A 26631-nucleotide genomic window follows, 5' to 3' on the forward strand; every position below is an offset into this window, starting at 1 on the left:
ATGGCGCCGCCCCTTCCAGCAGCCGGTTTCCAACCGGAAGTGTCCTGGCTGCATGGACATCCGATTACTCGGAATGCGTGGCGGCGGCTGCCACCAAGCGCCCCAGAATGGAGTCAAAGATATGTTTCCTGAAATTATTCCCGCCCGTCAGGTCAGGGCGGCGATCGACGGGTTCGTCGATCACCTGGTCACCAATTACGCGGACACGCTAGAGACCCTGTCTCAGCCGGTCCTGCACGCCTTGGTGTGGCTTGAACAAGTGTTGCGCAGTTCGCCCTGGTGGGCGGTGGTTGCCGTGACCATCGCCATCGCCTATGGCGTGAGCCGCCGTATCGGCCTGAGCCTGGCGATGGGCGCGCTGCTGTGCGTCATTGGCGTGCTGGGCTTGTGGGACGCCGGCATGCAGACGCTGGCGCTGATGATCATGGCCGCGGGCCTGTCGGTGGTAATCGGCATTCCGTTGGGCGTGCTGATGGCGCGTGTGAACTGGCTGCGCTCCATCATGCTGCCCGTGCTGGACGTGATGCAGACCATGCCCAGCTTCGTGTACCTGATTCCGGTTGTGATGTTGTTCGGCCTGGGCAAGATTCCCGCCATCATCGCCACCGTCATCTACGCCGTGCCGCCGCTGATCCGCCTGACCGACCTGGGCATCCGCCTGGTCGACCGCGAAGTGCTGGAAGCGTCGCGCGCGTTCGGCGCCAATCCGCGCCAGCAACTCTTTGGCGTGCAATTGCCGCTGGCGCTGCCCAACATCATGGCCGGTATCAACCAGACCACGATGATGGCGCTGTCGATGGTGGTGATTGCGTCGATGATCGGCGCACGCGGCCTGGGCTATGAAGTGCTGCTGGGGATCAACCGTCTGGAAGTGGGCCGTGGCCTGCTGGCAGGCTTGGGTATCGTGGTGCTGGCCGTGCTGTTCGACCGGATCACGCAATCGTATGGACAGCGCATGCGCATGGGAGGCCAGCGATGAGCAAGATCGAAGTCAAGAACATCTACAAGGTCTTTGGATCGCATCCGAAGAAGTGGCTGCAAGCGGCCCAGGGCGGCATGAGCAAGGAACAGCTGTTGGCCGAAAGCGGCCACACGCTGGGCCTGCGCGACATCAGCCTGTCGATTGAAGAAGGCAGCATCTACGTCATCATGGGCTTGTCGGGTTCCGGCAAGTCGACGCTGATCCGTCACTTCAACCGCCTGATCGAACCCAGCGCCGGCCACATCCTGGTCGACGGCGTGGACGTTGTCAGCCTGAACAAGCGCGACCTGGAAGTCTTCCGTCAAAAGAAGATGAGCATGGTGTTCCAGCGCTTTGGCCTGTTCCCGCACCGCACGGTGCTGGACAACGCCGCGTATGGCCTGACCGTGCAGGGCGTGGGCAAGGCGGAACGCGAAAAGCGCGCCCGTGACTGGCTTGAGCAAGTGGGCCTGGCCGGTTTTGAAAACCAGTACCCGCATCAGTTGTCGGGCGGTATGCAACAACGTGTGGGCCTGGCGCGCGCGCTGGCGACCGACGCCGAAATCCTGCTGATGGACGAAGCGTTCTCCGCACTGGACCCGCTGATCCGCCGCGAAATGCAGGATCAGCTGCTGCAACTGCAAGCCAAGCTGAACAAGACCATCGTGTTCATCACGCATGATCTGGACGAAGCGCTGCGCCTGGGCAACCGTATCGCCATCCTGAAGGACGGCGAACTGGTGCAGGAAGGCACGCCGGAAGACATTCTGCTGAATCCGGCCAACGATTATGTGCAGTCGTTCTTGCAGGACGTGAACCGCACCAAGGTGCTCAACGCCACGCACGCCGTGAACCCGGCGCGCCTGACCTTGACCATGCGTTCGCGCCCCGCGCACGCGCTGGACCGCATGCGCGCCATGGACTACCAGTACGCGCCGGTGCTGGACGGCAAGCGCCTGGCCGGTGTACTGACGGCCATGGCGGCAGAGCAGGCCATTGAGCAAGGCGCACGCGATGTGTCGCGCTTTGTCGAAGACTTGGCCTCGGTGCCCGCCACCGCCGGCCTGGGCGAAGTGCTTGCCCAACTGGTGCACAGCGACCAGCCGGTTGCCGTCACGGGCGAAGACGACGAGTTCCTGGGCATGTTGTCGCGCAAGAAGGTCGTGGAATTGGTGACGCCTGCGTTGACCGAGTCCGCGCCTGCCGAAGCGGTTGCCAGCGAGCTCGAAGGCCAGCCCGTGCCGGAACACCGGGGCGAAGCAGCCTGACCCTGACGGCGCGGTTGTCGGGTGCGTCCCGGCATCGCGCATCGTCGCCCAAGCTTGACCCTTTTGCCCGCATGCAATTCCTTGCATGCGGGCAAAGTCGTTTTATGATGGCTGGCCGGTCAGTTCGGCCGGTTTCTCCCATTCGGATTATCGGAAGCCGTCATGCCCATTTTGAATGTCCAGATCCTGCAAGGCCACTCGGCCGCTCAGAAAGCCGCGCTGTTGACGGCCGCCTCGAACGCGGTCGTCGAAAGCATCGCCGCGCCGCTGCCCAGCGTGCGTATCGTGTTGCAGGAAGTGCCTGCCGAGAACGTGATCGTGGCCGGTGAAATGGGCAAGCGCATGGTGCGCGTGGACGTGGCGCTGATCGAAGGCCGCGACGAAGCCAAGAAGGCGGCGCTGATCGCGGCGTTGAACCAGGCCGTGTGCACCAGCATCGACATCTCGGGCGAAGACGTGCGCGTCCTGATCCGTGACGTGCCCAAAGTCGACATGGGCGTGGCCAACGGCATCAGCGCCAAAGCCGCTGGCCGTTAAGCCCACGCACCCGCCGTTCGATTACTGCATCTTCAAGCCCAGTTCGGCCACGAACTGCTTTTCCTCCGCCACCTGACGGACGGCGTATTCGGTATAGGCCGCGCTGTCCATCAGCATGTGCGGCTGATCCGCATTTTCCAGCGCGCGGTTGTATTCCGGATCTCGGGACGCGCGGTGGAACGCCTTTTGCAGCACCGCCACCACCTTCGGGTCCATCCCCTTCGGCCCCGCGATGCCCACCGGGTTCGACGCAATGATGGGGTAGCCCAGTTCGGTCAGCGTGGGCACGTCAGGCACGCGCTTGGCGCGCGCCTCGCCCATCACCGCCAACAGGCGCGCCTTGCCGGTGTCGATCATTGGCCCCCATCCGGCGTCCGACACCATCTGGATGTGGCCGCCCAACAGCGCAGTCGTTTCTTCCGCCGCGCCCTTGTACGGAATGAAGTTGAAGCGCACGCCCGTCAATCGCGACAGGCGTTCGATGGCGATGCGGCCCGAACCGCCCGCACCGGTGCCGCCGTAACTGACCTGATCCGGATGCGCGCGCGCGTGCGCGATCAGCTCGTCCAGCGTTTTCCAGGGCGCATCCTGGCGCACGACGATGCCGTAGGAATACGCCGTCATGCATGCCACGTAGGTGAAGTCCGTGAGCGGGTCGTAGTTCACCTGTTGCAGGAACGGATAGCGGAACAGCGTGCCGACCACGACGGATACCGTGTAGCCGTCGGGGGCCGTGGTGTGCGCCATCGCCGCCGGGCCTAGCGTGCCGCCTGCACCGGGGCGGTTGGCGATGATGACCGTCTGCCCCAATTCGCGCGAGGCTGCGACTGCCAGTGCGCGCATCTGCGTGTCGGTGGCGCCGCCCGCGGGAAACGGCACGATCAGCGTGAGGGGGCGCGTGGGGAAGGTGGCCGCGCGCGCGGGCTTGGCCAGCGTCAGTGCGGCGGGCAGCGCCAGCCCAAGCTTCAGCAGGCTGCGGCGTCCGGGCGAGGCGGTGCTGCGAGGATGATCAGTCATGGTTGTCTCCGTCCTGATTGTTATGGGTACAGCGGGTCTTTGGCAGCGCTCTTGTCACGGCGGCATCCGAACACGGCGGCGCGCGCTACCGCGCAACGCCGCGCTCGGTCAGGCTGGCGATGCCGGCATCGTCGTAACCGGCTTCGCGCAGAATCTGATCGGTGTGTTCGCCGGGCAGCGGGGCCTGGCGATGAATCGCAAATTGAAAGCCCGACATCTTCACGGGGCTGGCGATGTGCGCGCCGGGGCCATAGACCTCGTGGCGCGCGTGATGCACCATGCCGCGCGCATTGAAGTGCGGGTGCGCCAGGCTGTCAGACAGTGTCAGCACAGGCGACACGCAGCAATCGGCGCCTTCAAGCAATTCCACCCAATGCGCCAACGGCCGCGAACCGAACAGGCTTTGCAGTTCACCTTTCACGTGCGCCTGTTGCGCGGCGCTGTCGTCGCGGTGCAGTGCAATCAGGTCGGGCCGATTCAGCCGGCGGCACAAGGTGTTCCAGAATTTTGGTTCCAGCGCCGCCACCGCCAGATAGCGCCCGTCTTGCGTGCGGTACTGGCCGTAACACGCCAGCGCGCCCGACAACGTATCGCCGCCGGACGGGCGCGTATCGCCATGCGCATTCAGCGTGGCCAATGGCACCACCGCCCCGGCAAGCAGTCCATCGGCAATCGCGATGTCCACATAGCGGCCCCGGCCCGTGCGCTGCGCATCCACCAGCGCGGCAAGAATGCCCATCACCGCCGTCAATGATCCGCCCAGAATGTCGGCGACCGGCAGGTTGGACAGCGCGGGCTGATCCGGCCCGCACCCCATTTGATCCGCCACGCCGGCATAGGCCGAATAGTTCAGGTCGTGTCCGGCCGCATCCCGCTGCGGGCCATCCTGGCCGTAGCCCGTGATGCTGCAATACACCAAGCGCGGATTGTGCTGGGACAAGGTGTCGTAATCGGCCTTCAATCGCGCCGTCACACCGGGCCGGAAGCTCTCGATCAGCACGTCGGCGTCGCGCACCAATGCGGCCAGCGCGGCTTGCCCGTCGGGGTGTTTCAAGTCCAGCCGCAAGCCGCGCTTGTTGCGGTTGCACACGGCGCGCAGGGCGGGCGGCGCGTAGTCGCCTGCCTGCGTGTCTTCGATCTTGATCACGTCTGCGCCCAGGTCGGCCAGGTATTGCGCGCCCAGCGGGCCGGGCAGTAAACGCGACAGGTCCAGGATCTTGATGCCCGCAAGCGGGGCGGTGTTCGGCGTATCCAAAGAGGGACTCCGGTAAATACGAAGAGGCGGCCAGTCAGGGGCGCGATCCAGTCTAGGCGCGGCTTTGCGGCGAACCAATGGCGAAATCGCTGATTCCACTTGGCGGGAATGCTCATGCCGGGCATTCCTTGCCGCCATGGCTTTGGCTACCATCAGCGCTACCGGTGCTCGCCAAGCCGTAGGAATCCGCCATGACGCATCACACCATTGCCGTCGGGCATATCGCCCAGATCCTGCAAGGCGCGCGCAGCCGGGGCGTGGATGTTGATCGCGTCCTGCTGCGCGCCGACGTGCCGCCTGCGCTGTTGCAGGCGCCGATGGCGCGCGTGTCGCAAGCGCAGTTCGCGCAGATATTGCGGATGCTGCGGCGCGCCACCCGTGACGATTTTCTGGGCATGGGACAACACCCGGTGCCGCTGGGCGTGTTCGCGCACGCATGCCGGCTGGCCTTGCAGGAAGCCACCATCGGTGATGCGCTGCGCGTGGCGTTCCGTTATTACCACGGGGTGCTGCGCGACTTCACCGCCCGCCTGTGCGTCACGGGCGACGCCGCCCACATCGTGCTGGACGCCCGTGGCGCGCGCCACTGCACGCAGTGGTACGGCGAGCGCACCTTTCTCTTTTTCACGCTCGGCGTGGCCAACTGGCTGGCCGCGCGCCGCATTCCGATTCTGGGCGTGGACTACAACGGCGGCACGCGCAGCGCCGATGCGCACAAGGTGTTCCATGCGCCTGTGCGCTATGGCCAGCCGGTCACGGGCCTGTGGCTGGAGTCGCGCTGGCTTGCGCTGCCGGTCGTGCAGGACGCGCAATCACTGAAGGCCTTTCTGGCCAATGCGCCGTTCGACCTGCTGGTGAAGTACCAAGACCGCGCCACGCTTACCGATCGCATTCGGCGGCTGCTGCGCAATGACTTGTCAGCCGACCTGCCGTCGCTCGCGCAAATCAGCGCGCAGCTGTCGATGACGCCGCAAACGCTCAGGCGGCATCTGCGCGAAGAAGGCCAAGGCTTCCAGGTGCTGAAGGATGACTTGCGGCGCGATGCGGCGGTGGAGTATCTGGGGCGGCATGAGTTGTCGTTGATGGACATCGCCGAGCGCCTGGGCTTCTCGGAATCCAGCACGTTCCATCGTGCATTCAAGAAATGGACCGGCGTGTCGCCCGGCGAATACCGGCGCCATCAATTGGTGTGTGGCCCCCGCGCACCCGCTGACACTTTCCGCCAATCCATTTGACGCCTGCGGCCATTGCCGCCATGCGCGCCCGGCGGGAAGCTAGGGGCTCGTCAACGGCTGGGCAGAAGACTGCCGGCCAGACAGCACAGCGGGCCACAGAGACCCGCGCCGCAGGAGACAACGGTGATGTATCTGACGCAAGGCCTGCACCGCGCCAGCAGGCTGTATCCCGGCAAGACCGCGCTGCGCGAAGACGCGCAGCGATGGACGTATCCCGAACTGCTGGCCTGGGCCGCACGCAAGGCCGCCGTGTTGCGCGCCAGCGGGGTGCAGCCGGGTGACCGCGTCGCGTTGTTGGGCGTGAACAGCGCCGCCTATGTGTCGTCGATGCTGGCGTGCTGGTGGCTGGGCGCGGCGATTCAACCCTTGAACACGCGCTGGAGCAGCGCAGAGCTGACGCAAGGGCTGGCAGACGGCGCACCGCGCCTGCTGTTGGTGGACGACGCGCTGGCCCCGCGTCTGGATGAAGTCACCCCGCCGTCTTCCACGCAGACCGTGTCGTTCGCCACGGTGGAAGCGCAAGCTGAATCCGCCGCGCCCCTTGATGATCTGCGCGCGGGCGGCGACACGCTGGCCGCCATCTTGTACACGGGCGGCACCACCGGCTTTCCAAAAGGCGCGATGCTCACGCACGCCAATCTCTGGAGCGCCGCCGTCGCCCGGCTGGCCACGGTGCCCACCGACGCCGACAGCTGTGTGCTGCTGGTGGCGCCGCTGTTTCATGTGGCGGGCCTGGGGCGCTTGATGGGCCAGTTGCTGGCGGGCGGCTCGGTGGTGATGCAGCGCGGTTTTAACCCCAAGGCGGTGCTGCGATCCTTGCAAGATGACGGCGTGTCCGAAGTGCTGCTCGTGCCCAGCATGATCCAGATGCTGCTGGATGACCCTGACTTCTCAAGCTATCGCCTGGACGGCGTTCAGCGCGTGATCTGGGGCGCATCACCCATTGCACCGGCCTTGCTCGACCGCGCGCTGGCCGCATTTCCGCAAGCGGAATTCGTACACGCGTATGGCATGACGGAAACCTCGGCGCTGGTCGCCATCCACCGCCACGTGCGCCACGGCGGTGCGCGCATGCACTCCGTGGGCCGGCCCGCCGTGGGCGTGGAAGTGCGCATCCTCACGCCCGATGGCGAAGAGGCTGCCGTCAACCACGTGGGCGAACTTGCCGTGCGCGGCCCCATGGTGATCTCGGGCTACTGGAACCTGCCCGACGCCACCGCCAGCGCGTTCTCACAGGGGTGGCTGTTGACCGGAGACGCCGCGCGCATAGACGAAGACGGCTACCTGCATGTGGTGGACCGCCTGAAAGACATGATCGTCAGCGGGGGCGAAAACGTCTATGCCGCTGAAGTGGAGGCCGCGCTGGCGCAGCACGAGTCGGTCGCGCGCTGCGCCGTGATCGGCGTGCCGCACGAACGCTGGGGCGAAGCCGTGCACGCCGTGATCGTGCCGCGTACGGGCCATGCGCTGGATGCGGACGCGCTGCGCGCGCATTGCCGCCCGTTGCTGGCCACCTACAAATGCCCCAAGAGCTATGACTTCCGCAACGAACTGCCGATGTCTGCCGCCGGAAAGGTATTGAAGTCCGCGCTACGGCAAGGCTATGAACCCCCGCGTGCGGCAACGGCCGCCACGACCCCACAGGAGAAGCAGGCATGAATCGAAAAGTATGGGTGGCCGGTGTCGGCATGATCCCGTTCAGCAAACCCGGTGCAAGCGATCCCTATTCCGTGATGGGCATGCGCGCCGTGCGCGAAGCCTTGACGGATGCCGGCGTGCCTTACGACGCCGTGCAACAGGCTTACGCCGGCTACGTGTACGGCGACTCCACTTCCGGTCAGGCGGTGGTGTACGGCGTGGGCCTGACGGGCATTCCCGTCTTCAACGTGAACAACAACTGCGCCAGCGGGTCGTCGGCCTTGTTCCTGGCGCGTCAGGCCGTGGAAAGCGGCGCGGTGGAATGCGCGCTGGCGGTGGGCTTTGAGCAGATGGTGCCGGGCGCGCTGAAGGGCGTGTACGAAGACCGGCCGTCGCCGCTTACCGAATTCGTGTCGTCGATGTCGGGCCTGCAAGGGTACGACACCGACAAGCCGCGCGCCGCGCAATTCTTTGGCGGCGCCGGGCGCGACTATATGAAAGAACACGGCATCCGCGCCGACACGTTCGCGCGCATTTCGGTCAAGGCGCGCCAGCACGCCGCGCGTAATCCGTACGCCGTGTTCCGCCAGACCGTCACCTTGGACGAAGTGCTGGCCGCGCCCATGATCTTTGATCCGTTGACGCGGCTGCAATGCTGCCCGCCCACCTGCGGCGCGGCGGCCGCCATTCTGTGTTCGGAAGATTTCGCACGCCGCCACGGCTTGAACCCGGCCGTCAGCATCGCCGCGCAAGCCATGACGACCGACACCCCATCCACCTTTGGCGAACAGGACATGCGCAAACTCGTCGGCGCCGACATGACGCGCGCTGCGGCGGATCAGGTCTACGAGGCCGCGGGCGTGGACCCGGCCGATGTAGACGTGGTGGAACTGCATGACTGCTTCACGGCAAATGAATTGATCACCTACGAAGGCCTGCGGCTGACGCCCGAAGGCACCGCCGAAAAATTCATTGTCGATGGCGACAACACCTACGGCGGCCGCGTGGTGACCAATCCTTCAGGCGGCCTCTTGTCCAAGGGCCATCCACTGGGTGCAACCGGCTTGGCGCAATGCACGGAGCTGGTGTGGCAGTTGCGCGGGCAGGCCGACTTGCGTCAGGTGGAAGGCGCCAGGCTGGCGTTGCAGCACAACCTGGGGCTGGGCGGCGCGTGCGTGGTCACGCTGTATCAAGCGGCCTGAACCCAGCCGCCTGAACTCAGCGCCCTGATTCCAGCGGCCTGAGTCCAGTGGCCTGATTTAAGCAATCTGATGCCAGCCGTCTGATGCCAGCCGCCTGATGCCAGCCGCCTGATTCCAGCCACCTCAGTCAACAACAAGGAAAGACTCCCATGTTGGACACCCGCCATATCGGCGCCAAGCTTCCCGCCTTCACCACGACGGTGGAAGCCGGCCGCTTGCGCTTCTTCGCCAAGGCGACGGGCCAGGACGACCCCGTCTACACCGATGACGACGCGGCGCGCGCGGCCGGCCATCGTGGCCTGCCCGTGCCGCCCACGTTCTTCTTCTGCCTGGAAATGGACAGCCCGCGCCCAGCCGCCATGCGGGAACTGCTGGGCATCGACATCGGCCGCGTGCTGCACGGCGAGCAGGGCTTCACGTACCACGCCATGGCCTGCGCGGGCGACGTGCTGCGCTTCGAGCCGCGCATCACCGACATCTATGCCAAGAAGGGCGGCGCGCTGGAATTCGTGGTGCGCGAAACGCGCGTAAGCGACGCCGCAGGAAATTTGGTGGCCGAGATGCGCGCCGTGACGGTGGTGCGCAATGGCTAAAGGGGCAGACATGGAATTACGAGGCTTGGATGCACGAAGCGTCGACCCCCGCCGCCTGGACGCTGCCCGCGCGGGCGATGCGCTGCCCGGTTTCACGGCCGGCCCCATCAGCCGGCATGCGCTGGCGTTGTACTGCGGCGCCTCGGGCGACCACAACCCCATCCACGTCGACATCGACTTCGCACGCGCAGCCGGTATGGACGATGTGTTCGCGCACGGCATGTTGTCCACCGCCTACCTGGCGCGCTTGCTGACGAACTGGGCGCCGCAATCGGCCTTGCGCGAATTCGCGGTGCGCTTCGTGGCGATCACGCATGTGGGCGATGAAGTGCGCTGCACCGGCCAGGTTGTCGAACGTTTCGACGCGCAAGGCGAAACGCGCTTGCGGGTGGAACTGCAAGCGCGCAGCCAGGCGGGTGAACTCAGATTAAGCGGCGTGGCGGTGTTGGCCGCGCGTTGAAAACCAAACAGGAGCAAGACAATGGGAACGCTTGAAGGCAAGGTTGCGCTGGTGTCCGGATCGGGGCGCGGCATTGGTCAGGAAATCGCGTTGAAGCTGGCGCGCGAAGGGGCGAAGGTGGTGGTCAATGACCTGGACGCCGGGCCTGCCGAGGATACCGTTGCGATGATCCGGCAGGCGGGCGGGCAGGCGCAGGCGTGCGCTGGCAGCGTCACGGAAGCCGGCTTTGCGGAACGCTTTGTCGGTACGGCCATCGATACGTTCGGCGGCCTGGACATCATCGTGAACAACGCCGGCTACACCTGGGACAACGTCATCCAGAAGATGACGGATGAGCAATGGGACGAGATCCTGGCGGTGCATCTGTCGGCCCCGTTTCGCATCTTGCGCGCGGCCTCGGGCTTCATCCGCGAAGCCGCCAAGGCCGAAGCCGCCGATGGCCGCGAAGTGTTCCGCAAGGTCGTGAACATTTCTTCGACGTCGGGCGTAATGGGCAACGCGGGCCAGGCCAATTACGCGGCGGCCAAGGCGGGCATCAATGGCCTGACGCGCGCGCTGGCCAAGGAATGGGGGCGCTACAAGGTCAACGTGAACAGCGTGGCGTTCGGCCTGATCAAGACGCGCCTGACCGAAGCCGCGGCCGATGGCGACGCCACGCTGGATATCCAGGGCCGGCAGATCAAGGTGGGCGTGAACCCGCAGGTGCTGAAGAACGCCGAAAGCCTGATCCCGATCGGGCGCGCCGGCACGCCGGCCGAAGCGGCGGGGGCGGTGTATTTGTTCTGCCTGCCTGAATCCAACTACGTCAGCGGCCAGGTGCTGGTCGTGGGCGGCGGCCGTCCGTGAACGGCCAGGAGACCACGATGGACACGCCACGGCAAGGCTGGATGGATGCCGACCTGACGCTGTTTCAGGATTCCACGCGCCGCCTCTTTGAAAACGAATTTGTGCCCGACGAAGAAAGGTGGCGCAAGCAGCAGCACGCTGACCGCGAGGTCTGGCATAAGGCCGGGCGCATGGGCCTGTTGTGCGTCAGCATGCCCGAAGCGTATGGCGGCGGCGGGGGCAGCTTTGCGCACGAAGCCATTGTGGCGGCTGAGCAGGCGCGCGCCATGGTCTACGGCTTCAGCAACAACGTGCACAGCGCCATTCTGGCGCACTACATTCTGAACTACGGCACCGAGGCGCAAAAGCAGCGCTGGCTGCCGAAGATGGCCACGGGCGAACTCGTGGGCGCCATTGCCATGAGCGAGCCGGGGGCCGGGTCCGACTTGAAAAGCGTGCGCACGACGGCAGTGCGCAACGGCGATACGTATGTGGTCAACGGCTCCAAGACCTTCATCACCAATGGCCTGCATGCCGACCTGATTTGCGTCGTCGCCAAGACTGACCCGCAGGCAGGGTCGCGCGGCGTGTCGCTCGTCATGGTTGAAACGCAGGACTTGCCCGGCTTCCGGCGGGGGCGGCTGCTGGAAAAGCTGGGCCAGAAAAGCCTGGACACCGCCGAGCTGTTCTTTGACGGCGTGCGCGTGCCTGCCGCCAACCTGCTGGGTGAAGCCGAGGGCCGGGGCTTTTCCCAGCTGATGCAGCAACTGCCGCGTGAACGCCTGCTGATTGCGGTGGGCGCGGTGGCCACCATGCGCCGCGCCATCGACGACACCGTGGCCTACACATCCACGCGGCAAGTCTTTGGCCAGCCGCTGATCGACATGCAGAACACGCGCTTCAAACTCGCTGAATGCGAGACCGTCGCCACCATCGCCGCACGCTTTGTCGACGACTGCATTGCTCGGCAGCTGGCGGGCACGCTGGACGTGTCCACCGCTGCGATGGCCAAGTGGTGGACGACCCAGATGAACTGCCAGGTGATCGATGAATGCCTGCAACTGCACGGCGGCTACGGGTACATGCTGGAATACCCCATCGCCCGCATGTATGCGGATGCGCGCGTGGGCAAGATCTACGGCGGCTCGAACGAGATCATGAAAGAAATCATCGCCCGCGGCATGACCGCCTGACGCGGCTCACCCGACGAGCGGGAACCGGAGACAACGGATGCAGCAAGCGCACTATCAGTACTGGCCCAAGGGGCTGCCGGCTCAGATTAGCCCGCCCCAATCCAGTCTGTATTTCAACCTGGAGGCCGCGGCCACGCGCTATCCCGCCAAGCCCGCCATCGTGTTCTATGACACGGTGCTGGACTACGCGCGGCTCAAGCGTGAGGTTGACGCCATGGCCGGTTATCTGCAACACGGCGCGGGCGTGAAGGCGGGCGACCGCGTGTTGCTGTTCAGCCAGAACTGTCCGCAGTTCATCATTGCCTACTACGCGGTGCTGCGCGCGGACGCGGTGGTGGTGCCGGTGAACGCCATGAGCACGCCGGAGGAGCTTGCGCATTATCTGGATGACAGCGGCGCCCGCGTGGCGTTCGCCGCGCAGGAGCTTGCGGGGCGCCTGGCAGGCTTTGTCGAAGACGGCCGGCTGGACCGGGTAATCGTGCATACGTATTCGGATTATCTGGGGGCAAGCAAGTACGCATACTCGGCCAAAGGCGAAGACAACGGCGAAAACAAAGGCGAAGGCAAAGGCGAAAACAAAGGCGAAGACAAACGCGAAAACAAAGACGGGGGGGCGGACAACAAGGCAGACGGCGGCAGCCTGGCGCCGCCCGAACTCATCGCCGCACCTCGGCGTGCGCCGGACGTTGCCGGCGGCGTGCCGTGGTACGGCGCAATGGCGGTCAATTCGCCGCCGCTGCCGCACAAGGCGAAGGCGGGCGATCTGTGCCTGCTGCCCTACACATCCGGCACGACCGGCCGGCCCAAGGGGTGCCGCCACACGCACGGCACGCTGGGCGCGGCGGTGACGGGGTCGCAGCTGTGGCGCGGGCTGACATCCGAAGCGGTCATCATGGGCGTGGCGCCCCTGTTCCATTTGCTGGGCATGCAGAACTGCATGAATCTGCCGATCTTGCTGGGCGCCACCGTCGTGCTGCTGCCGCGCTGGAACCGGCACGTGGCCGCGCAACTGATGGCGCGGCATCGCGTCAGCGTCTGGGCCGCGCCGCCCGCGATGATCGTGGACTTCTTCGCACAACCCGGCATCGAATCGTATGACCTGTCGCGCCTGGCCTTGCTGTGCGGCGGCGGTGCCCCCATGCCCGAAGCGGTGGCGGCGATGCTGGCCGAGCGCTACGGCATCATCTTCAACGAAGCCTACGGCCTGACCGAGACCGCGTCCTTCCTGCACTGCAACCCCATGAACCGCAACAAGCGCCAATGCATCGGGGTGCCGACCTTTGGCGTCGACACGCGGGTGGTCGACCCGTCCACGTTGCAGGAACTGCCGCCCGGTGAAGTCGGCGAACTCGCCACGCGCGGCGCGCAGATCATGCAAGGCTATTGGAACAACCCGGCAGCAGACGCCGAGGCCTTCTTCATGCTGGATGGCCAACGCTATTTCCGCACGGGGGATCTGGGGCGGGTCGATGAAGACGGCTATTTCTTCGTCACCGACCGGCTCAAGCGCATGATCAACGCGTCGGGCTACAAGGTCTGGCCGGCGGAAGTCGAGAACGCGCTGTACGACCACCCTGCCGTCCACGAGGCCTGCGTCATCGGCGTGCCGGACGCGTGCCGTGGCGAAACGGTAAAGGCCTTGCTGGTGTTGCGCCCCGAGGCGCGAGACAGCGCCAGTGAAGACGAGGTCATCGCCTGGGCGCGTGCCCGCATGGCGGCATACAAAGCCCCGCGCATCGTGGAGTTTGTGGACGCGCTGCCCAAGTCCAGCACAGGCAAGATCCTGTGGCGGCAATTGCAGGAAGCGGGGCGGGCGACGGCGTTGAGCGCCGCCAGTGGCTGAAAGCCGAAAGTCCTACCAAAGCGTAATGAATTCGTTGCGTTAAACCCATTCTCAAGAACGACAGAGGAGGTGACACTCAAGGGTCTTCGCCAACTGCACATGCCTGCCTGTTCTGATGGCTGTCGCGGCGCGTGACGACAAGGGGAATCGGTATGCGGACGCAGGTGGCAATCATCGGTGCAGGGCCGGCTGGCTTGATGCTGTCGCATCTATTGCATTTGCAGGGTATCGAATCGGTGGTGCTGGAAACGCGCAGCCGGGAAGACATCTGCGCAACCATTCGCGCCGGCGTGCTGGAGCAAGGCACCGTCGACCTGATGACCGAAACCGGTCTGGGCGGCAGGCTGCGGCGCGAAGGTTTTCGCCACGAAGGCACGGTGTTGCGCTTTAACGGCGTTGACCGGCGCATTGATTTCGTTGAACTCACCCAGGGCCGGGCCGTGATGGTCTACGCGCAACACGAGGTCATCAAGGATCTGGTTGACGTGCGCTTGGCCGCAGGTGGCGACATCCGCTTCGACGTCAGCGGCGTGTCTTTGCATGCGCTGGAATCCACGTGCCCCAGCGTGCGCTTTACCGGGCCGGAGGGCAGCACGCATCTGCTGGAAGCAGACTTCATCGCCGGGTGCGACGGCACGCAAGGCGTGAGCCGCGCCGCGATCCCTGCGCACGCGCGGCAAACCGCCGAACGCCACTACCCCTTCGGCTGGCTAGGCATTCTGTGCAAGGCGCCGCCGTCTTCCGATGAACTGATCTACGCGCTGGGCGACGACGGCTTTGCGCTCGTCAGCACGCGTTCGCCGCAGGTGCAACGCATGTACCTGCAATGCGATCCCGGCGATACGCCGGACGACTGGTCCGACGACCGCATCTGGTCTGGCTTGCGTGCGCGCTTGGCCACCCGGGATGGGTGGGAACCGAAGGAAGGCGAAATCTTCAGCAAGACGGTGGTAGGCATGCGCAGCATGGTGACCGAACCCATGCGCCATGGCCGGCTGTTCCTGGCGGGCGACGCCGCGCATGTGGTGCCGCCCACGGGCGCCAAGGGGTTGAACTTGGCCATGTCCGATGTACGGCTGCTGTCGCGTGCGCTCACGCGCTATTACCAGCACCGCAGCGAAGAACTGCTGGACCAGTACAGCGCCTCGGCGCTGCGCCGTATTTGGCGGGCGCAACGATTCTCATGGTGGATGACGTCGATACTGCATCGCGCGCCCGGCGCGGATGCGTTTGAGCGCAAAGTGCAAGACGCCAACCTTGACTACCTGACCCGTTCACGTGCCGCATCCACGGCGCTCGCGGAAAACTATGTCGGCTTGCCGATGGAGGCGCCTTGGGATTGAATGCAGTGATACCCGCATAAATCCCCTGCGCCAGACAGAGCGATGCCATCAGAGCAACACCGGGTGCAACACCGGGTGCAACACAGAGCGCAAGACAAAGGAGACAACACATGGCAGGACCCCTTCCGGGCGCGGCGCCCGCGCGCGCCACCGCCGACATCGGCGCGTTGCTGGATAACGGCCCGTTCACCGGCACGCAGAAGATCGTCGTGATGCTGGCCGCGCTGGCAATTGTGATGGACGGGTTTGACGCCCAATTGATCGGCTTTGCCATTCCGCTGATGATCAAGGAATGGGGCATCACGCGCGAAGCCTTCGCCCCCGCCGTGGCGGCAGGGCTGATCGGCATGGCAATCGGCAGCGCCTGCGCCGGGCTGTTCGCCGACCGCTTCGGGCGGCGGATGGCGGTGATCGTCAGCGTCTTCGTGTTCGGCGCCGCCACCTGCGCAATCGGTCTGGCGCCCGACCCGCTCACCGTTGCGGTGCTGCGCCTGATCGCCGGCCTGGGCATCGGCGGCGCGCTGCCCAGCTCCACCACGATGACCGCCGAATTCACACCCGCACGCCGGCGCACGCTGGCGGTCACGGCCACTATCGTTTGCGTGCCGCTGGGCGGCATGCTTGCGGGGTTCTTTTCGGCCCATGTGTTGCCGCTGTATGGCTGGCGCACGCTGTTCTTTGTCGGCGGCGCGTTGCCTTTGGTGCTAGGCGTGGTGCTGATGCGGACCTTGCCGGAATCGCCACGCTTCCTGGCGCGCCGGCCCGAGCGCTGGCCAGAACTGAATGCGCTGCTGGCGCGCATGGGGCGGCCCATGGCGCAAGGCGCCATCTATACCGATGCGGTGGAGCAGGCCATCGAGCAACGCGCATCGGCCAAGCAGGGCGGGGTACGCGCGCTGTTTGCACGGGGCTATCGCGGCGACACCCTTGCCATCTGGGTGGCGTTCTTCATGTGCTTGACGGCGGTGTACAGCGCATTCAGCTGGTTGCCGACGATGCTGTCGGCCGAGGGCTTGCCGCTGGCGGTGGCGGGTTCGGGCCTGACCGCCTACAACCTGGGCGGCGTGATCGGTGCGCTGGTGTGCGCCGTCGCCATGACGCGTTGGGGCTCGCGCTGGCCGCTGGCCATCTGCTGCGCCGGCGCCTTTGGCAGCGCGTTCCTGATGCTGAAGCTGAACGTGCAGCAAGACACATCGTTGCTGGTGTTTGGCTTCGGCGTGCATGGGCTCTTCGTCAACGCCGTGCAATCCACCATGTACGCGTTGTGCGCCTTCGTTTACCCCACGGGGGTGCGGGCAACGGGCACGGCGTCGGCGCTCGCGTTCGGCCGGCTTGGCGCCATCCTCAGCGCCTTCGTGGGCGCTACGGTGATTACGCTGGGCGGTGCGCACGGCTATCTGATGATGCTGGGCACGGTGATGGTATTTGCGTTGATCGCCCTGTTGCTCTTGCGCCGCCACATCCCCGCGCAAGTTTCCCCTGACCTGACGCGCCCTGTTGCGCATTCCGGAGTGTCACGATGAACCGCCATCCTTGTTCTGGCGCGGGGTTGTCTCCGCGTGATTGGGACAGCCACCCGGCGTACCAGTACGACGGCTACCGCTCAACCGCCAAGCGTGGGCCCCTGCAACCGCTGATTCCATTGAAGGCCGCGCTGGGCGAACTGCGCCAGCCGGTCTACGGGCACGCGTGTGTGGGCGAACTGGATCACGACCTGACGCGCAACGCGCGACGTCCGGGCGACCCGGTTGGTGAGCCAATTGGCGAACGCATGGTGCTGGCCGGCCGCGTGCTGGATGACCGCGGCCGGCCCGTGCCGCACACGCTGGTGGAAATCTGGCAAGCGAACGCCGCCGGGCGCTATGTGCACAAGGGTGACCAGCACGACGCGCCACTTGACCCGAACTTTCTGGGCGCGGGCCGCTGCATGACGGACAGCCAGGGCCGCTACCGCTTTCTGACCATCAAGCCGGGCGCGTATCCCTGGGGTAATCATCCCAACGCGTGGCGGCCGCAACACATACACCTGTCATTGTTTGGCCAGCACTTCGCCAGCCGGCTGGTGACGCAGATGTACTTCCCCGGCGACCCGCTGCTGCCATTGGACCCGATGATCACCGGCACGCCTGAACGGGTACGCCGCCGCTTGATCGCGGACTTCAGCCTGGACCTGACGCAAGAGGGTTACGCGCTGGGCTATCAGTTCGACATCGTGCTGCGCGGGGCGGATGAAACGCCCTTCGAACACCGCTAAAAAGGCCCGCCATGCTGATGCAAGGTTTGCAAGACAACTTCGGACAGACCCCCTCGCAAACGGTGGGGCCGTACTTCGCCTACGGGCTCACCGCCGCGCAGTACGGATACCCGTTCAACCAGCCGTTTGATGCGGTTGTCGCCACCGATGCGGCGCATGGCGAACGTATCCTGCTGGAAGGGCGTGTGCTGGATGGCGATGGCGTGCCGGTGTTTGACGCGCTGGTTGAAATCTCGCACGTGGATGGCGACGGGCGCTATCCGCAAGACGCGGACGATGCAGAGGGCATGGGCTTTCGAGGCGTTGGCCGCTGCGGCACCGGCACCGACCCGCAGCATCGCTACGCGTTCCACACGGTCAAGCCCGCAGGGCTGGCCGAGGCCGAAGCGCCGCATATCAACATGATCGTGACCATGCGCGGCTTGTTGCTGCATGTGTTTACGCGCGTGTACTTCGACGACGAGACGGCGGCGAATGCGCATGATGCCGTGCTGAACAGCGTCCCCGCGTCACGCCGCCACACCTTGCTGGCCCGGCGTGTGCAGCGCGGTGCCGACATCGTTTACGAATTCGATGTGCACATGCAAGGCTCGGAAGAAACGGTGTTCTTCGACTGCTAGCCGGGTTTGCGGCGTGCCGCGTGCTGCACACCGCAAGCCGAGGCGGCACAATGCCCCTCCGGCTATACCGCGTACACAACCCGATGCGCTTCGGTCGGCAGCGGTAGATCCCAGCGGTGCAGCATGCCGGTCAACGTCTTGTTCGACAACGATGTGTCGCGCCGGCTGTTGCGGCGCAGCAGTTCGGCACGCGGCTTTTCCAGGTACACCAGCTCCACCTCGGCGTGGTAGGCGTACAGCAGGTCCAGCGTCTTCTTGCGCATCAGCTCGCTCAGGTTCGTGGCGTTCCACACGAATGGCGCTTTGCGGCGCAGCAGTTCGCGCGCGCGCTCGATGGCCAGATGCGCCACCTTGCCTTCGTTCTTGCCGTGGCGCAGGCCGAGCTCTTCGCGGGCATCGTCGAATGAAATCACCGGCAGGTCGGGGTAATGCGCGTTCACCCACGTGTTCTTGCCCGATGCCGGCAGGCCCGACATCACAATGACGCGCGAGCCCGGTTCCTGGAACAGCGGGTAGTCGGGGTGCACGTCCGCACCGCGAAAGTAGCTGACCGCCGTGTGTGCGTCGGCGAAAGCCCGGGGCTGTTCAAAGCAGCCGTCATCGCGCGCCAGTTCGCAGAACAGCGCGATGTTGTCCAGCACCCGCTGCGCATCGGCGCAGATGCGTCCACGCATGTCGGCTTCTGCCAGCATCGCCAGCAGGGGCAGGCTGACGTGCCATGACAATTCACGCGCGATGAACTCGGGCGGCTTGCCCCGGCGCGAGCCTTCCAGCGCAAAGAACGGCACCTGATGCACGCTGATCAGCCGGCACACGGCCTCGCGCACGGCGAAAGGCGCGCCGGCATCCCACAGCGCGATGCGCGCGTCGATAGCGCCCTTGCGCGAATGGCCCGGCTGGCCGATGGCGCCCGTGACGGGGTCGATGACAGTGGTGCTGTGCTTGGCCACGTCGTGCAGCAGGGCAGCCAGAAACACCACTTCCTGGTCAGCACGCGACGCGGTCTGGTACTGCGGCAGCGCCAGCAGGGCGTCGACCACCATCATCGTGTGCGTCCAGACATCGCCTTCGCCGTGATAGCGCGGGTCTTGCGGGGTGGTCTTGGCCAGTTCCAGGGCGGGGAATGCCGCCAGGCACGCGGCGTAATCCGGTGATTGGCCGGGCGCGGGCGCCAGCGCCCGCAGGGTATCGAATTGCATGATCGTTCCTTATTCTTGGGCGCTGCCGGCGCGCAACGTGTCCCAGTCCACCGTCAGGCGCGGCGCATAGAGGTCCACGCCCGCGGCCAGCAGGTTCGGCACGTAGGGCTGTTCCGAGTGATGCTTGTCGGAATCCAGAATGGCCTGCACGAAGTCGGCGCGCACCCATTTGTAGCGGGCCAGCGTTCTGCCATCGGCTTCGACCTTGATGTACAGGCCTTCCGACAAGTCCGACTTGTCGCACTGCTGCCACGCACGCGTCAGGTCGTGCCCTTCGCGCAGCACCGTGGCTTCAAAGGCGGTGCGCCAGTCGCGCGTCTTGGCAAGCGACGGCTTCAGCAGGGCTTTCAGCGTGCTCAGTTTGGCGGGCGCCACGCCTTCGTACAGCACGGGTACCGATAGCACCGGACCCTCCGCTAGCAGCACACGCCGCGCATCGGTGGACAGGAATTCGCCCGTGTGGCGGTCCAGCACATCGAATTCGAAGAAGTGATGCGGCAGCGCGTCGTAGAAAACAGAATGTTTCTTCGACAGCGTTTCGCCGTACATCACGTAGCGGTCTTCCAGGCGTTGCAGCAGCCAATCCGCATGCGCGGCGGCCCAGGCCTTGACGAAGCTGAACTGCCGTTCGCGGCCGCCGCCCACCAGATAATGGCCGCGCGATTGCAGCAGCAGTTCGCCCGACGGGCTGAAGCTGATGCCGGTGTTGGCGCCATCCAGCTTTTCTTCAACGACCAGATGCAGGCCGGCCAGCTTGCGGTAGGGCGCATGGTCATGGCCTTCGTCGCCGTCTTGCAGGCGCGAGCCTTCAAGGTGCGGCGTGCGGGGGTAACGGAACAGGTCCAGCGATTGCGCGTAGGCGCAGAAATCCAGCGTCATGGGTCTTCTCCAAAGCAAATAGGGGAAGCCGACGACGCAGTCTGTACGGGGGGGAAAGCGGGAGTGTGTGTGCTTTCTGGAACCGCGCTTGAACTCTGGTGTTGGGGCGAAGACGAAGGCGTCTGGCCGCAAGGGCGAGCAAGCAGACCGCGATTACCAGTGAGGTAGTCGTCGGCGTTTAGGCGAATTGACGAATGGCAGACACGGTTGCACTCAGGAGAAAAGGGGGTGAAGAAGAGAAAACGAGCAGGTCAAGCAAAGAGGGCCGAATCCTAAAACAGCGCGCCGCGTCTTGTCAACGCAAGGCGTGGCGCGCTGGCCACGACATGCTAGGCCGTGGTGTCGCCAGCCGCTTCGGGCTGGTAGACGATTTCTTCGATGGTGCCGGCGTGTTCGGTCTGGTTGGGCGCCGTCCACGTAATGCGCTGGCCCTGGCGCGACCCGAGCAGGCTCAGGCCCAGCGGCGACAGCACCGACACCTGGCCTTGCGCGAGGTTTGCGTCCGCGGGGTAGCACAGCGTGACGAGGAGTTCCGTGCCGTTGTCATTCAGCAGGCGAAGGCGCGAGCGCATCGTCACGATGTCGGGCGTGACTTCTTCGATGGCGATGATGGGCGCGGAATCCAGGATGTCCTGGGCGGCGTCGATCGCGTCGCGCGGCAATGCGGCGGCGGTGGCCGGCCGGGTGATCATGCCCAGCAGGCGGGCGTGGTCCAGGGCGGTAATCAGTTTGTCTTGCGGCACGGCGTTCATGTCGGTTCTTCTTAGACGAAATGCCTCGGCCTGCGTATGCCGGCTGGCACGCACGGGGCAAGGCGATGGAGGAGATGACAGCGCTTTGGGAAGAAAATGTTCAAGCAGTGCCGCGACGATGCGTAGCGTTTGAATCTGGCGTGGGAGAGTTCGCCGCCGTGGCGGCAGACGGATCGTGAAGCGTTCCGTGTCCCCGGGGAGAGCCCCACGGGGCTGATTCTTGCATCGAAGCGTGCAGGTTTTGCGCGGGTTGGCGCCCAATCTGCTGTCGGCAAGAGGGGAGTATATAGGCCATCGGCGGGCCGAAGTATCGGAAAAGTCCGAAAGAAGGCAGGGTTAACCCGCCCCCTTTTACAAGATGTTGAGAAAAATCAGCCCTTGATGAAGGCCAACAGGTCCGGATTGAGGACTTCCGCGTGGGTTGTCAGCATGCCGTGCGGAAAGCCCGCGTACACCTTCAGCGTGCCGTTTTTCAGCAATTTGACCGACAGGCGCGAGGCGTCATCGATCGGCACGATCTGATCGTCGTCACCATGCATGACCAGCGTGGGCACGGTAATGGCCTTCAGGTCTTCGGTCTGATCGGTTTCCGAGAAGGCCTTGATGCCCTCGTAATGCGCCTTGGCGCCGCCGATCATGCCCTGGCGCCACCAGTTGTTGATGACGCCTTGCGACACCTTTGCGTCGGCGCGGTTAAAGCCGTAGAAGGGGCCGGCGGCCACATCCAGGAAGAACTGCGCGCGGTTGGCGGCCAGCGCGGCGCGGAAGCCGTCGAAGACTTCGATTGGCGTGCCGCCCGGGTTGCTGTCCGTCTTGACCATCAAGGGCGGTACGGCGCTGACCAGCACGGCTTTGGCGACGCGGCCTTGCGGCTGGCCGAATTTCGCCACGTAGCGCGCCACTTCGCCGCCGCCCGTGGAATGGCCGATGTGCACGGCGTTGCGCAAGTCCAGGTGTTCGGCCACGGCGGCGGCGTCGGCTGCGTAGTGGTCCATGTCATGGCCATCGCTGACCTGGCTGGAACGGCCGTGGCCGCGGCGGTCGTGCGCAATGACGCGAAAGCCCTTGCTGACGAAGTACAGCATTTGGGCGTCCCAGTCGTCGCTCGACAACGGCCAGCCATGATGGAACATGATGGGCTGGGCCGACTTCGGACCCCAGTCCTTGAAGAAGATCTGCACGCCGTCGGTGGTGGTGATGGTGCTCATGGTCGGTGACTCCTGGTGATGAAGCGAGGGGGGTGAACCGCAGGGGAAGACGAGAAGCAAGACTAGGGCTAAGACTAAGACTAAGACTAGGACTAAGACCAAGACTAGGACTATGACTAAGACTAGAGCCAAGACCCGCGCAGGAAAATCCTACGCTGGGTTTGCGCCCTCATACGAACGTATAGGCGGCGGTATGAACGCCGCGTGCTGCGCTTGCTCCGGTTGTGTCGCGCACGCCACGTTGCTTAGTCCAACGCGGCGCGGCGCGCCATTGCCGCCGCCAGGCAGCGGGCGATGGCGTCGGCGTCAACCGGCTTTTCAAGATAGGCACAGGCCCCGGCGTCCATGACGCGTCGGCGCATGGCTTCCGTGGGAAACGCCGTCATGAAAATCATCGGGAGCCGTCTGCCGGCCGCCAGCAAGGCGGCCTGTAGCTGGTCTCCCGTCATAAGGGGCATCTGGATATCGGCGATCAGGCAGACGGGCTTGCCGACGTCCGGGTCATGCAGAAATTCGTGCGCGGAACCATACGTGCGTACGGCGTAGCCCAGCGAGCGCACCAGGCTGGACAACGAGACCCTGACCCCGTCGTCGTCGTCGACGATCGCGATCGTTGAGGCGTGATTCATAGACAAATCCTTCCTGCCGCGTGATGCATGAAAGAGCGTCCGATGCGCGGCATGCCTCCTTTATGAACCTTCGCCGCCGTCTGGAAAATCATACGCAGGTTTGGGGCGGGCGGGATCAAGGGCGCGAAACGCCCAGCGCCTCGGCGCTGCGCACCAGATCGGCCAGCGACCGCACCCCCATTTTGCGCATGACGTTGCCGCGATGGATCTTCACCGTGATTTCACTCAGCCCGATCAGGCCGGCCACCTGCTTGTTCATCAGCCCCGACACCACATGCGCCAGCACCTCGCGTTCACGCGGCGTCAACGTGTCATAGCGGGCGCGCACATCCCCCAGCGCGGCCGCCTGGTCGCGGCGTGCGCGGTCGCGGTCGATGGCGGCGGCAACCGCGTCCAGCATGTCCTGTTCGCGAAACGGCTTGGACAGAAAATCGACGGCCCCCGCCTTCATGGCGCGCACGGTCATGGGAATGTCGCCGTGGCCGGTGATGAAGATGATGGGCAGGGCAATGCCGAGCGCCGTCAGATGGTCCTGAAAATCCAGCCCGCTGGCGCCGGGCAGGCGCACGTCCAGGATGATGCAGCCGGGCGCATCGGGCAGCGTCGCTTGCAGCAGTTCGGCGGGCGAGGCAAATACCAGCGTGCGCAATCCGACCGAGCGCAGCAGGCTGTCCAGCGCGTCGCGCACGCCGGCGTCGTCGTCCACGATAAGCACCTGGGCGGGCGGCGGGGGAGCAGTCTTGTTGGTCGCGATCATGGGGGCGGTGGGTTCAGGGTTCTGGGTTGCGGGCTAGGGGGCTAGGGGCTGTGGGCTAGGGGCTWGGGGCTGCGGGCTAGGGGCTGTGGGCTGCGGGCGGTGAATAGGCACTAGCGTTCAGCGTTGAGAGGCAGGGGGCAGCGTCAGCACGAAGCGCGCGCCAGCGCCGGGCTGGTTGCTGGCCGTCAACTGGCCGCCGTGCGCCTGGACCGTGGTGCGGCAGATGGCCAGCCCCATGCCCATGCCTTGCGGTTTGGTGGTGTAGAACGGGTCGAACAAGCGGTCAATGGCGTTCATGTCGATACCCGGCCCGGTATCGGCCACGATGATTTCCACGGCGCTTGGGTCGGCATCGGCATCGGCATCGGCATCGGCGTCGGCCTCGGCATCAGCATCGGCGTCGGCATCGGCATCAGCATTGGCATTGGCGAGGTTGGCGCTGATGGACAAGATGCGCGGCTCGGGCAGCCCCGCCATGGCCTGCGCGGCGTTCACCATCAGGTTGACGAGCACTTGCTGAAGCTGGATGCGGTCGCCCGACAGCGCCGGCAGATCGGGCGCAATGGCGACGTGAAGGAAGACGCGCTCGCGGTTCAGCTCGTGTTCGACGAGCCGCGCGGCCTCGTCGATGAGTGCGCCCGCGTCCAACGTGTTGCACTGCGCGGGCGACTTGCTCAAAAAGGCGCGGATGCGCTTGACGATCTCGCTGGCGCGGCGGCCTTCAGACACGATGCGTTCAATGGAAATGCCCACTTCGTGCAAGTCCGGCGGCTCGCGCCGCAGCCAGCGCATGCCGGCTTCCCCGCTGGTGACCACCGCCATCAGCGGCTGGTTGACTTCGTGGGCGATGGACGCCGTCAGCTCGCCCAGCGTGGCCACGCGCGCCGCGTGCGCCAGTTCGGCCCGCGCTTCTAGCAAGGCGTCTTGCGCCTGCCTGCGTTCCGTGATGTCGGTATGCGTTTCCATCACGCCCACGGAGCGGCCGTTGTGGTCGCGCTGCACCACCCATCGGCTGGCCAGGGTCAGCGTCTTGCCGGCCTGGGTCGTTTGCGCGAGCGTCCCTTCCCAACTGCCCGCTTCCAGCAGCCGGGCCTCGATGGCGGCGCGAGGTTCCGGGTAGCACGTTTGCAGCAGCGCGTCGGCTCGCTGGCCGACCGCCAGGTGCGAAGGCCACCCATATACCTCTTCGGCCGTGCGGTTCCAGAAGGTGATGGCGCCGGTACGGTCTCGCACGAAGATCATGTCGTGCGACAGGTTCAGCAGCCGGGCCTGGGCCGCCAGCCTTTTGGTGGCGGTCTGGTTCTGTAGCGCCAGTACGGCCGTAATGCCGATGGCGGCCAGGCTGACAAAAGCGCGCACCGTCTGGGAACCCACATGGTTGAAACCGTGCGAGTCGATATACGCCACCAGGGTCAGCGTGATGCCCGCCACGGCGGCAATGATGATGTCGCGCGCACGCGCTGAGCGCGCCGCCAGCATCACAACCACCACATACAACACGGCCACCGCGCCTTCGAAGGTGCTGAGCGAGTCGAACAGAAAGATGGCCAGCGCCAGGCTGGCGGCGGCCAGGCGGCAGGCCAGGAGGGAACCCCGGGGCGCGGACGCATGCAGCCCCTCATGATCGGGCGGCAAGAATGGCAGCCGGGGCGCGCGCGCGCGAGGCGTCAAGAGCAAGAGAAGTCTCCGGGATGGAAGCGGCCAAACCGTCACGGTAGCGGTTGCATCACGCTGCGGCTTGCACGTTATCAATCAACTTTGAACGAAATCATCCTGTTCCGGCGATTAAACAAAGGTATGGGGTGGGGAAACGATCTGCCGATTTCGCCGCTGCCAGGGCGCGCCTATTCTGCTTTCCATCGGGCGGCGAAGCCCGACGGTCTGTCCCCTGAACCCGGAGATTTCCATGAACGATCTTGCTATCCCGTCCCGTCTGAGCGCCCCCCTGCGTACGCCTACTGACTTGGGCGCCCAGGCCCGTGTCGACATTTCGGGCGCGCTGACGGCGCTGCTGGCCGACATGTTTGCGCTGTACCTGAAGACGAAGAACTTCCACTGGCATATGTCGGGGCCGCACTTTCGCGACTACCACCTGATGCTGGACGAGCAGGGCGATGAAATCTTCGCCACCACCGACGCCATTGCCGAACGTGCCCGCAAGGTCGGCGGCACGACGCTGCGGTCGATTGGCCACATCCACCGCACCCAGCGCCTGCTGGACAACGACGCGGACTACGTCACGCCCGAAGACATGCTGGCTGAACTAGGCGACGACAACCGGCAACTGCTGAGCTTCCTGCGCGCCACCCATGTCGTCTGCGACAACTACAACGACGTGGCCTCGACAAGCCTGCTTGAGAACTGGATCGACGAAGCCGAGCGCCGCAGCTGGTTCCTGTTCGAGTCCACCCGCGCGGCCCGCTAAGCCTGCCGGCATTGCTTGCCCTGATTGCTAAGGAGAAACCCCATGTCTTCCATCACGCCTCTGCCTGCGGGCACGGCGGCTCCCGACTTCATCCTGCCGGCCACGCCGGACCAGAAGGTGTCGTTGCAGGACCTGCGCGGCCGCCCCGCGATTCTGGCCTTTTACCCCGCCGACTGGAGCCCGGTCTGCGGCGACCAGATGGCGCTGTACAACGAAATCCTGCCTGAATTCCACCGCGCAGGTGCGCAGCTGGTGGGCATTTCGGTGGATGGCGTCTGGTGCCACGCCGCCTTCGCCCAGGCGCGCAAGCTGCACTTTCCGCTGTTGGCGGACTTTGAACCCAAGGGCGCGGTGGCGCGCCGCTACGGCGTCTACCGCGAAGCCGACGGCATCACCGAACGCGCGCTGTTCGTGCTGGACGCAGACGGCGTCATCCGCTGGAGCGAGGTCTCGCCGCTGGGCATCAACCCGGGCGCCGACGGCATTCTTGATGCGCTGGACAAACTTGCCGCGCCTACCCAACACAAAGGAGCCTGAT

The 26631-nt window shown here is 65.2% G+C and carries 26 protein-coding genes; 17 read left to right on the plus strand and 9 right to left on the minus strand.

Going from position 1 to position 26631, the window contains the following annotated elements; all coding sequences use genetic code 11:
• Window positions 1-121 precede the first annotated feature (121 nt).
• From AC1DB0_RS13685 to AC1DB0_RS13695, 3 genes are all read left to right on the plus strand, one after another.
• On the plus strand, window positions 122-979 hold the full coding sequence (locus AC1DB0_RS13685; RefSeq protein ID WP_054427125.1) for an ABC transporter permease: 858 nt from the start codon (window positions 122-124) through the stop codon (window positions 977-979).
• On the plus strand, window positions 976-2229 hold the full coding sequence (locus AC1DB0_RS13690) for a quaternary amine ABC transporter ATP-binding protein (RefSeq protein WP_054427126.1): 1254 nt from the start codon (window positions 976-978) through the stop codon (window positions 2227-2229). The genes AC1DB0_RS13685 and AC1DB0_RS13690 overlap by 4 nt, the downstream gene beginning before the upstream one ends.
• A gap of 162 nt (window positions 2230-2391) precedes the next feature.
• Window positions 2392-2766, plus strand: coding sequence for a tautomerase family protein (locus tag AC1DB0_RS13695; RefSeq protein ID WP_476757110.1), 375 nt, complete (start codon window positions 2392-2394; stop codon window positions 2764-2766).
• A gap of 21 nt (window positions 2767-2787) precedes the next feature.
• Here AC1DB0_RS13695 and AC1DB0_RS13700 read toward each other — a convergent pair whose 3' ends face one another.
• Together AC1DB0_RS13700 and AC1DB0_RS13705 are read right to left on the minus strand one after the other, a co-directional pair.
• Complete coding sequence (locus AC1DB0_RS13700; protein ID WP_476757111.1) at window positions 2788-3783, minus strand: tripartite tricarboxylate transporter substrate binding protein; 996 nt, start codon at window positions 3781-3783, stop codon at window positions 2788-2790.
• Window positions 3784-3868: 85 nt separating this feature from the next.
• On the minus strand, window positions 3869-5038 hold the full coding sequence (locus AC1DB0_RS13705) for a CaiB/BaiF CoA transferase family protein (RefSeq protein ID WP_476757112.1): 1170 nt from the start codon (window positions 5036-5038) through the stop codon (window positions 3869-3871).
• A gap of 191 nt (window positions 5039-5229) precedes the next feature.
• On the opposite strand from AC1DB0_RS13705, the gene AC1DB0_RS13710 reads away from it, so the two are divergent.
• The 12 genes from AC1DB0_RS13710 (at window position 5230) to pcaG (ending at window position 18244) form a co-directional block, all read left to right on the plus strand.
• Complete coding sequence (locus AC1DB0_RS13710) at window positions 5230-6273, plus strand: AraC family transcriptional regulator (RefSeq protein ID WP_054427130.1); 1044 nt, start codon at window positions 5230-5232, stop codon at window positions 6271-6273.
• A 126-nt stretch (window positions 6274-6399) separates the two neighbouring features.
• Window positions 6400-7932, plus strand: coding sequence for an acyl-CoA synthetase (locus AC1DB0_RS13715; RefSeq protein WP_476757113.1), 1533 nt, complete (start codon window positions 6400-6402; stop codon window positions 7930-7932).
• A complete protein-coding gene (locus tag AC1DB0_RS13720; RefSeq protein WP_175171082.1) occupies window positions 7929-9113 on the plus strand; it encodes a lipid-transfer protein in 1185 nt (394 codons plus the stop codon). Before AC1DB0_RS13715 ends, AC1DB0_RS13720 begins: the two co-directional genes overlap by 4 nt.
• Window positions 9114-9262: 149 nt before the next feature.
• Window positions 9263-9706: a MaoC family dehydratase N-terminal domain-containing protein gene (locus tag AC1DB0_RS13725; RefSeq protein WP_054427133.1), complete on the plus strand. Its 444-nt coding sequence runs from the start codon at window positions 9263-9265 to the stop codon at window positions 9704-9706.
• A gap of 25 nt (window positions 9707-9731) precedes the next feature.
• Window positions 9732-10166, plus strand: coding sequence for a MaoC family dehydratase (locus AC1DB0_RS13730; RefSeq protein ID WP_476757114.1), 435 nt, complete (start codon window positions 9732-9734; stop codon window positions 10164-10166).
• 21 nt (window positions 10167-10187) lie between these two features.
• Window positions 10188-11012: an SDR family NAD(P)-dependent oxidoreductase gene (locus AC1DB0_RS13735; protein ID WP_447578432.1), complete on the plus strand. Its 825-nt coding sequence runs from the start codon at window positions 10188-10190 to the stop codon at window positions 11010-11012.
• Window positions 11013-11029: 17 nt separating this feature from the next.
• The gene (locus AC1DB0_RS13740) at window positions 11030-12184 is read left to right on the plus strand and encodes an acyl-CoA dehydrogenase family protein (protein WP_476757115.1); all 1155 of its coding nucleotides are present in this window, start codon (window positions 11030-11032) and stop codon (window positions 12182-12184) included.
• 37 nt (window positions 12185-12221) lie between these two features.
• Window positions 12222-14027: an AMP-binding protein gene (locus AC1DB0_RS13745; RefSeq protein ID WP_476757116.1), complete on the plus strand. Its 1806-nt coding sequence runs from the start codon at window positions 12222-12224 to the stop codon at window positions 14025-14027.
• 152 nt (window positions 14028-14179) lie between these two features.
• Window positions 14180-15370: a 4-hydroxybenzoate 3-monooxygenase gene (locus AC1DB0_RS13750; protein WP_476757117.1), complete on the plus strand. Its 1191-nt coding sequence runs from the start codon at window positions 14180-14182 to the stop codon at window positions 15368-15370.
• Window positions 15371-15480: 110 nt separating this feature from the next.
• On the plus strand, window positions 15481-16893 hold the full coding sequence (locus AC1DB0_RS13755; protein ID WP_447578429.1) for an MFS transporter: 1413 nt from the start codon (window positions 15481-15483) through the stop codon (window positions 16891-16893).
• Window positions 16890-17624 (plus strand): protocatechuate 3,4-dioxygenase subunit beta, encoded by a 735-nt coding sequence (pcaH, locus tag AC1DB0_RS13760; RefSeq protein ID WP_441371722.1) that lies wholly within the window; start codon window positions 16890-16892, stop codon window positions 17622-17624. The genes AC1DB0_RS13755 and pcaH overlap by 4 nt, the downstream gene beginning before the upstream one ends.
• Before the next feature lie 11 nt (window positions 17625-17635).
• A complete protein-coding gene (pcaG, locus tag AC1DB0_RS13765; protein WP_476757118.1) occupies window positions 17636-18244 on the plus strand; it encodes a protocatechuate 3,4-dioxygenase subunit alpha in 609 nt (202 codons plus the stop codon).
• A gap of 62 nt (window positions 18245-18306) precedes the next feature.
• Here the strand turns inward: pcaG and AC1DB0_RS13770 are convergent, their stop codons facing one another.
• The 7 genes from AC1DB0_RS13770 to AC1DB0_RS13800 form a co-directional block, all read right to left on the minus strand.
• Window positions 18307-19443 (minus strand): AAA family ATPase, encoded by a 1137-nt coding sequence (locus tag AC1DB0_RS13770; protein ID WP_476757119.1) that lies wholly within the window; start codon window positions 19441-19443, stop codon window positions 18307-18309.
• A gap of 9 nt (window positions 19444-19452) precedes the next feature.
• Window positions 19453-20322, minus strand: coding sequence for an RNA ligase family protein (locus AC1DB0_RS13775; RefSeq protein ID WP_476757120.1), 870 nt, complete (start codon window positions 20320-20322; stop codon window positions 19453-19455).
• 329 nt (window positions 20323-20651) lie between these two features.
• Entirely contained in the window at window positions 20652-21074 is a 423-nt protein-coding gene (locus tag AC1DB0_RS13780) for a GreA/GreB family elongation factor (protein ID WP_054427144.1), read from the minus strand.
• Window positions 21075-21445: 371 nt separating this feature from the next.
• Window positions 21446-22282 carry an alpha/beta fold hydrolase gene (locus AC1DB0_RS13785; protein WP_054427145.1) on the minus strand — a complete coding sequence of 279 codons (837 nt, stop codon included), beginning with the start codon at window positions 22280-22282 and terminating at the stop codon, window positions 21446-21448.
• A 245-nt stretch (window positions 22283-22527) separates the two neighbouring features.
• Complete coding sequence (locus AC1DB0_RS13790) at window positions 22528-22911, minus strand: response regulator transcription factor (RefSeq protein ID WP_342066676.1); 384 nt, start codon at window positions 22909-22911, stop codon at window positions 22528-22530.
• A gap of 115 nt (window positions 22912-23026) precedes the next feature.
• Window positions 23027-23668, minus strand: a complete 642-nt coding sequence (locus tag AC1DB0_RS13795) for a response regulator transcription factor (protein WP_054427147.1) — start codon at window positions 23666-23668, stop codon at window positions 23027-23029.
• A gap of 117 nt (window positions 23669-23785) precedes the next feature.
• On the minus strand, window positions 23786-25345 hold the full coding sequence (locus AC1DB0_RS13800; RefSeq protein WP_476757121.1) for a sensor histidine kinase: 1560 nt from the start codon (window positions 25343-25345) through the stop codon (window positions 23786-23788).
• A gap of 229 nt (window positions 25346-25574) precedes the next feature.
• On the opposite strand from AC1DB0_RS13800, the gene AC1DB0_RS13805 reads away from it, so the two are divergent.
• Window positions 25575-26093, plus strand: coding sequence for a Dps family protein (locus AC1DB0_RS13805; RefSeq protein ID WP_054427149.1), 519 nt, complete (start codon window positions 25575-25577; stop codon window positions 26091-26093).
• A gap of 42 nt (window positions 26094-26135) precedes the next feature.
• A complete protein-coding gene (locus AC1DB0_RS13810; RefSeq protein ID WP_054427150.1) occupies window positions 26136-26630 on the plus strand; it encodes a redoxin domain-containing protein in 495 nt (164 codons plus the stop codon).
• The last annotated feature ends 1 nt before the right edge of the window (window position 26631 follow it).

The sequence above is a fragment of the Achromobacter sp. 10T422 genome (genome assembly GCF_056394065.1).

Excerpts from the sequence above, each read along its gene's own strand:
- AC1DB0_RS13685 (WP_054427125.1), top strand. The coding sequence starts at position 122 with ATGTTTCCTGAAATTATTCCCGCCCGTCAGGTCAGGGCGGCGATCGAC.
- AC1DB0_RS13690 (WP_054427126.1), top strand. The coding sequence starts at position 976 with ATGAGCAAGATCGAAGTCAAGAACATCTACAAGGTCTTTGGATCGCAT.
- AC1DB0_RS13695 (WP_476757110.1), top strand. The coding sequence starts at position 2,392 with ATGCCCATTTTGAATGTCCAGATCCTGCAAGGCCACTCGGCCGCTCAG.
- AC1DB0_RS13700 (WP_476757111.1), bottom strand. The coding sequence starts at position 3,783 with ATGACTGATCATCCTCGCAGCACCGCCTCGCCCGGACGCCGCAGCCTG.
- AC1DB0_RS13710 (WP_054427130.1), top strand. The coding sequence starts at position 5,230 with ATGACGCATCACACCATTGCCGTCGGGCATATCGCCCAGATCCTGCAA.
- AC1DB0_RS13715 (WP_476757113.1), top strand. The coding sequence starts at position 6,400 with ATGTATCTGACGCAAGGCCTGCACCGCGCCAGCAGGCTGTATCCCGGC.
- AC1DB0_RS13720 (WP_175171082.1), top strand. The coding sequence starts at position 7,929 with ATGAATCGAAAAGTATGGGTGGCCGGTGTCGGCATGATCCCGTTCAGC.
- AC1DB0_RS13725 (WP_054427133.1), top strand. The coding sequence starts at position 9,263 with ATGTTGGACACCCGCCATATCGGCGCCAAGCTTCCCGCCTTCACCACG.
- AC1DB0_RS13735 (WP_447578432.1), top strand. The coding sequence starts at position 10,188 with ATGGGAACGCTTGAAGGCAAGGTTGCGCTGGTGTCCGGATCGGGGCGC.
- AC1DB0_RS13740 (WP_476757115.1), top strand. The coding sequence starts at position 11,030 with ATGGACACGCCACGGCAAGGCTGGATGGATGCCGACCTGACGCTGTTT.
- AC1DB0_RS13745 (WP_476757116.1), top strand. The coding sequence starts at position 12,222 with ATGCAGCAAGCGCACTATCAGTACTGGCCCAAGGGGCTGCCGGCTCAG.
- AC1DB0_RS13750 (WP_476757117.1), top strand. The coding sequence starts at position 14,180 with ATGCGGACGCAGGTGGCAATCATCGGTGCAGGGCCGGCTGGCTTGATG.
- AC1DB0_RS13755 (WP_447578429.1), top strand. The coding sequence starts at position 15,481 with ATGGCAGGACCCCTTCCGGGCGCGGCGCCCGCGCGCGCCACCGCCGAC.
- pcaH (WP_441371722.1), top strand. The coding sequence starts at position 16,890 with ATGAACCGCCATCCTTGTTCTGGCGCGGGGTTGTCTCCGCGTGATTGG.
- pcaG (WP_476757118.1), top strand. The coding sequence starts at position 17,636 with ATGCTGATGCAAGGTTTGCAAGACAACTTCGGACAGACCCCCTCGCAA.
- AC1DB0_RS13770 (WP_476757119.1), bottom strand. The coding sequence starts at position 19,443 with ATGCAATTCGATACCCTGCGGGCGCTGGCGCCCGCGCCCGGCCAATCA.
- AC1DB0_RS13775 (WP_476757120.1), bottom strand. The coding sequence starts at position 20,322 with ATGACGCTGGATTTCTGCGCCTACGCGCAATCGCTGGACCTGTTCCGT.
- AC1DB0_RS13780 (WP_054427144.1), bottom strand. The coding sequence starts at position 21,074 with ATGAACGCCGTGCCGCAAGACAAACTGATTACCGCCCTGGACCACGCC.
- AC1DB0_RS13785 (WP_054427145.1), bottom strand. The coding sequence starts at position 22,282 with ATGAGCACCATCACCACCACCGACGGCGTGCAGATCTTCTTCAAGGAC.
- AC1DB0_RS13790 (WP_342066676.1), bottom strand. The coding sequence starts at position 22,911 with ATGAATCACGCCTCAACGATCGCGATCGTCGACGACGACGACGGGGTC.
- AC1DB0_RS13795 (WP_054427147.1), bottom strand. The coding sequence starts at position 23,668 with ATGATCGCGACCAACAAGACTGCTCCCCCGCCGCCCGCCCAGGTGCTT.
- AC1DB0_RS13805 (WP_054427149.1), top strand. The coding sequence starts at position 25,575 with ATGAACGATCTTGCTATCCCGTCCCGTCTGAGCGCCCCCCTGCGTACG.
- AC1DB0_RS13810 (WP_054427150.1), top strand. The coding sequence starts at position 26,136 with ATGTCTTCCATCACGCCTCTGCCTGCGGGCACGGCGGCTCCCGACTTC.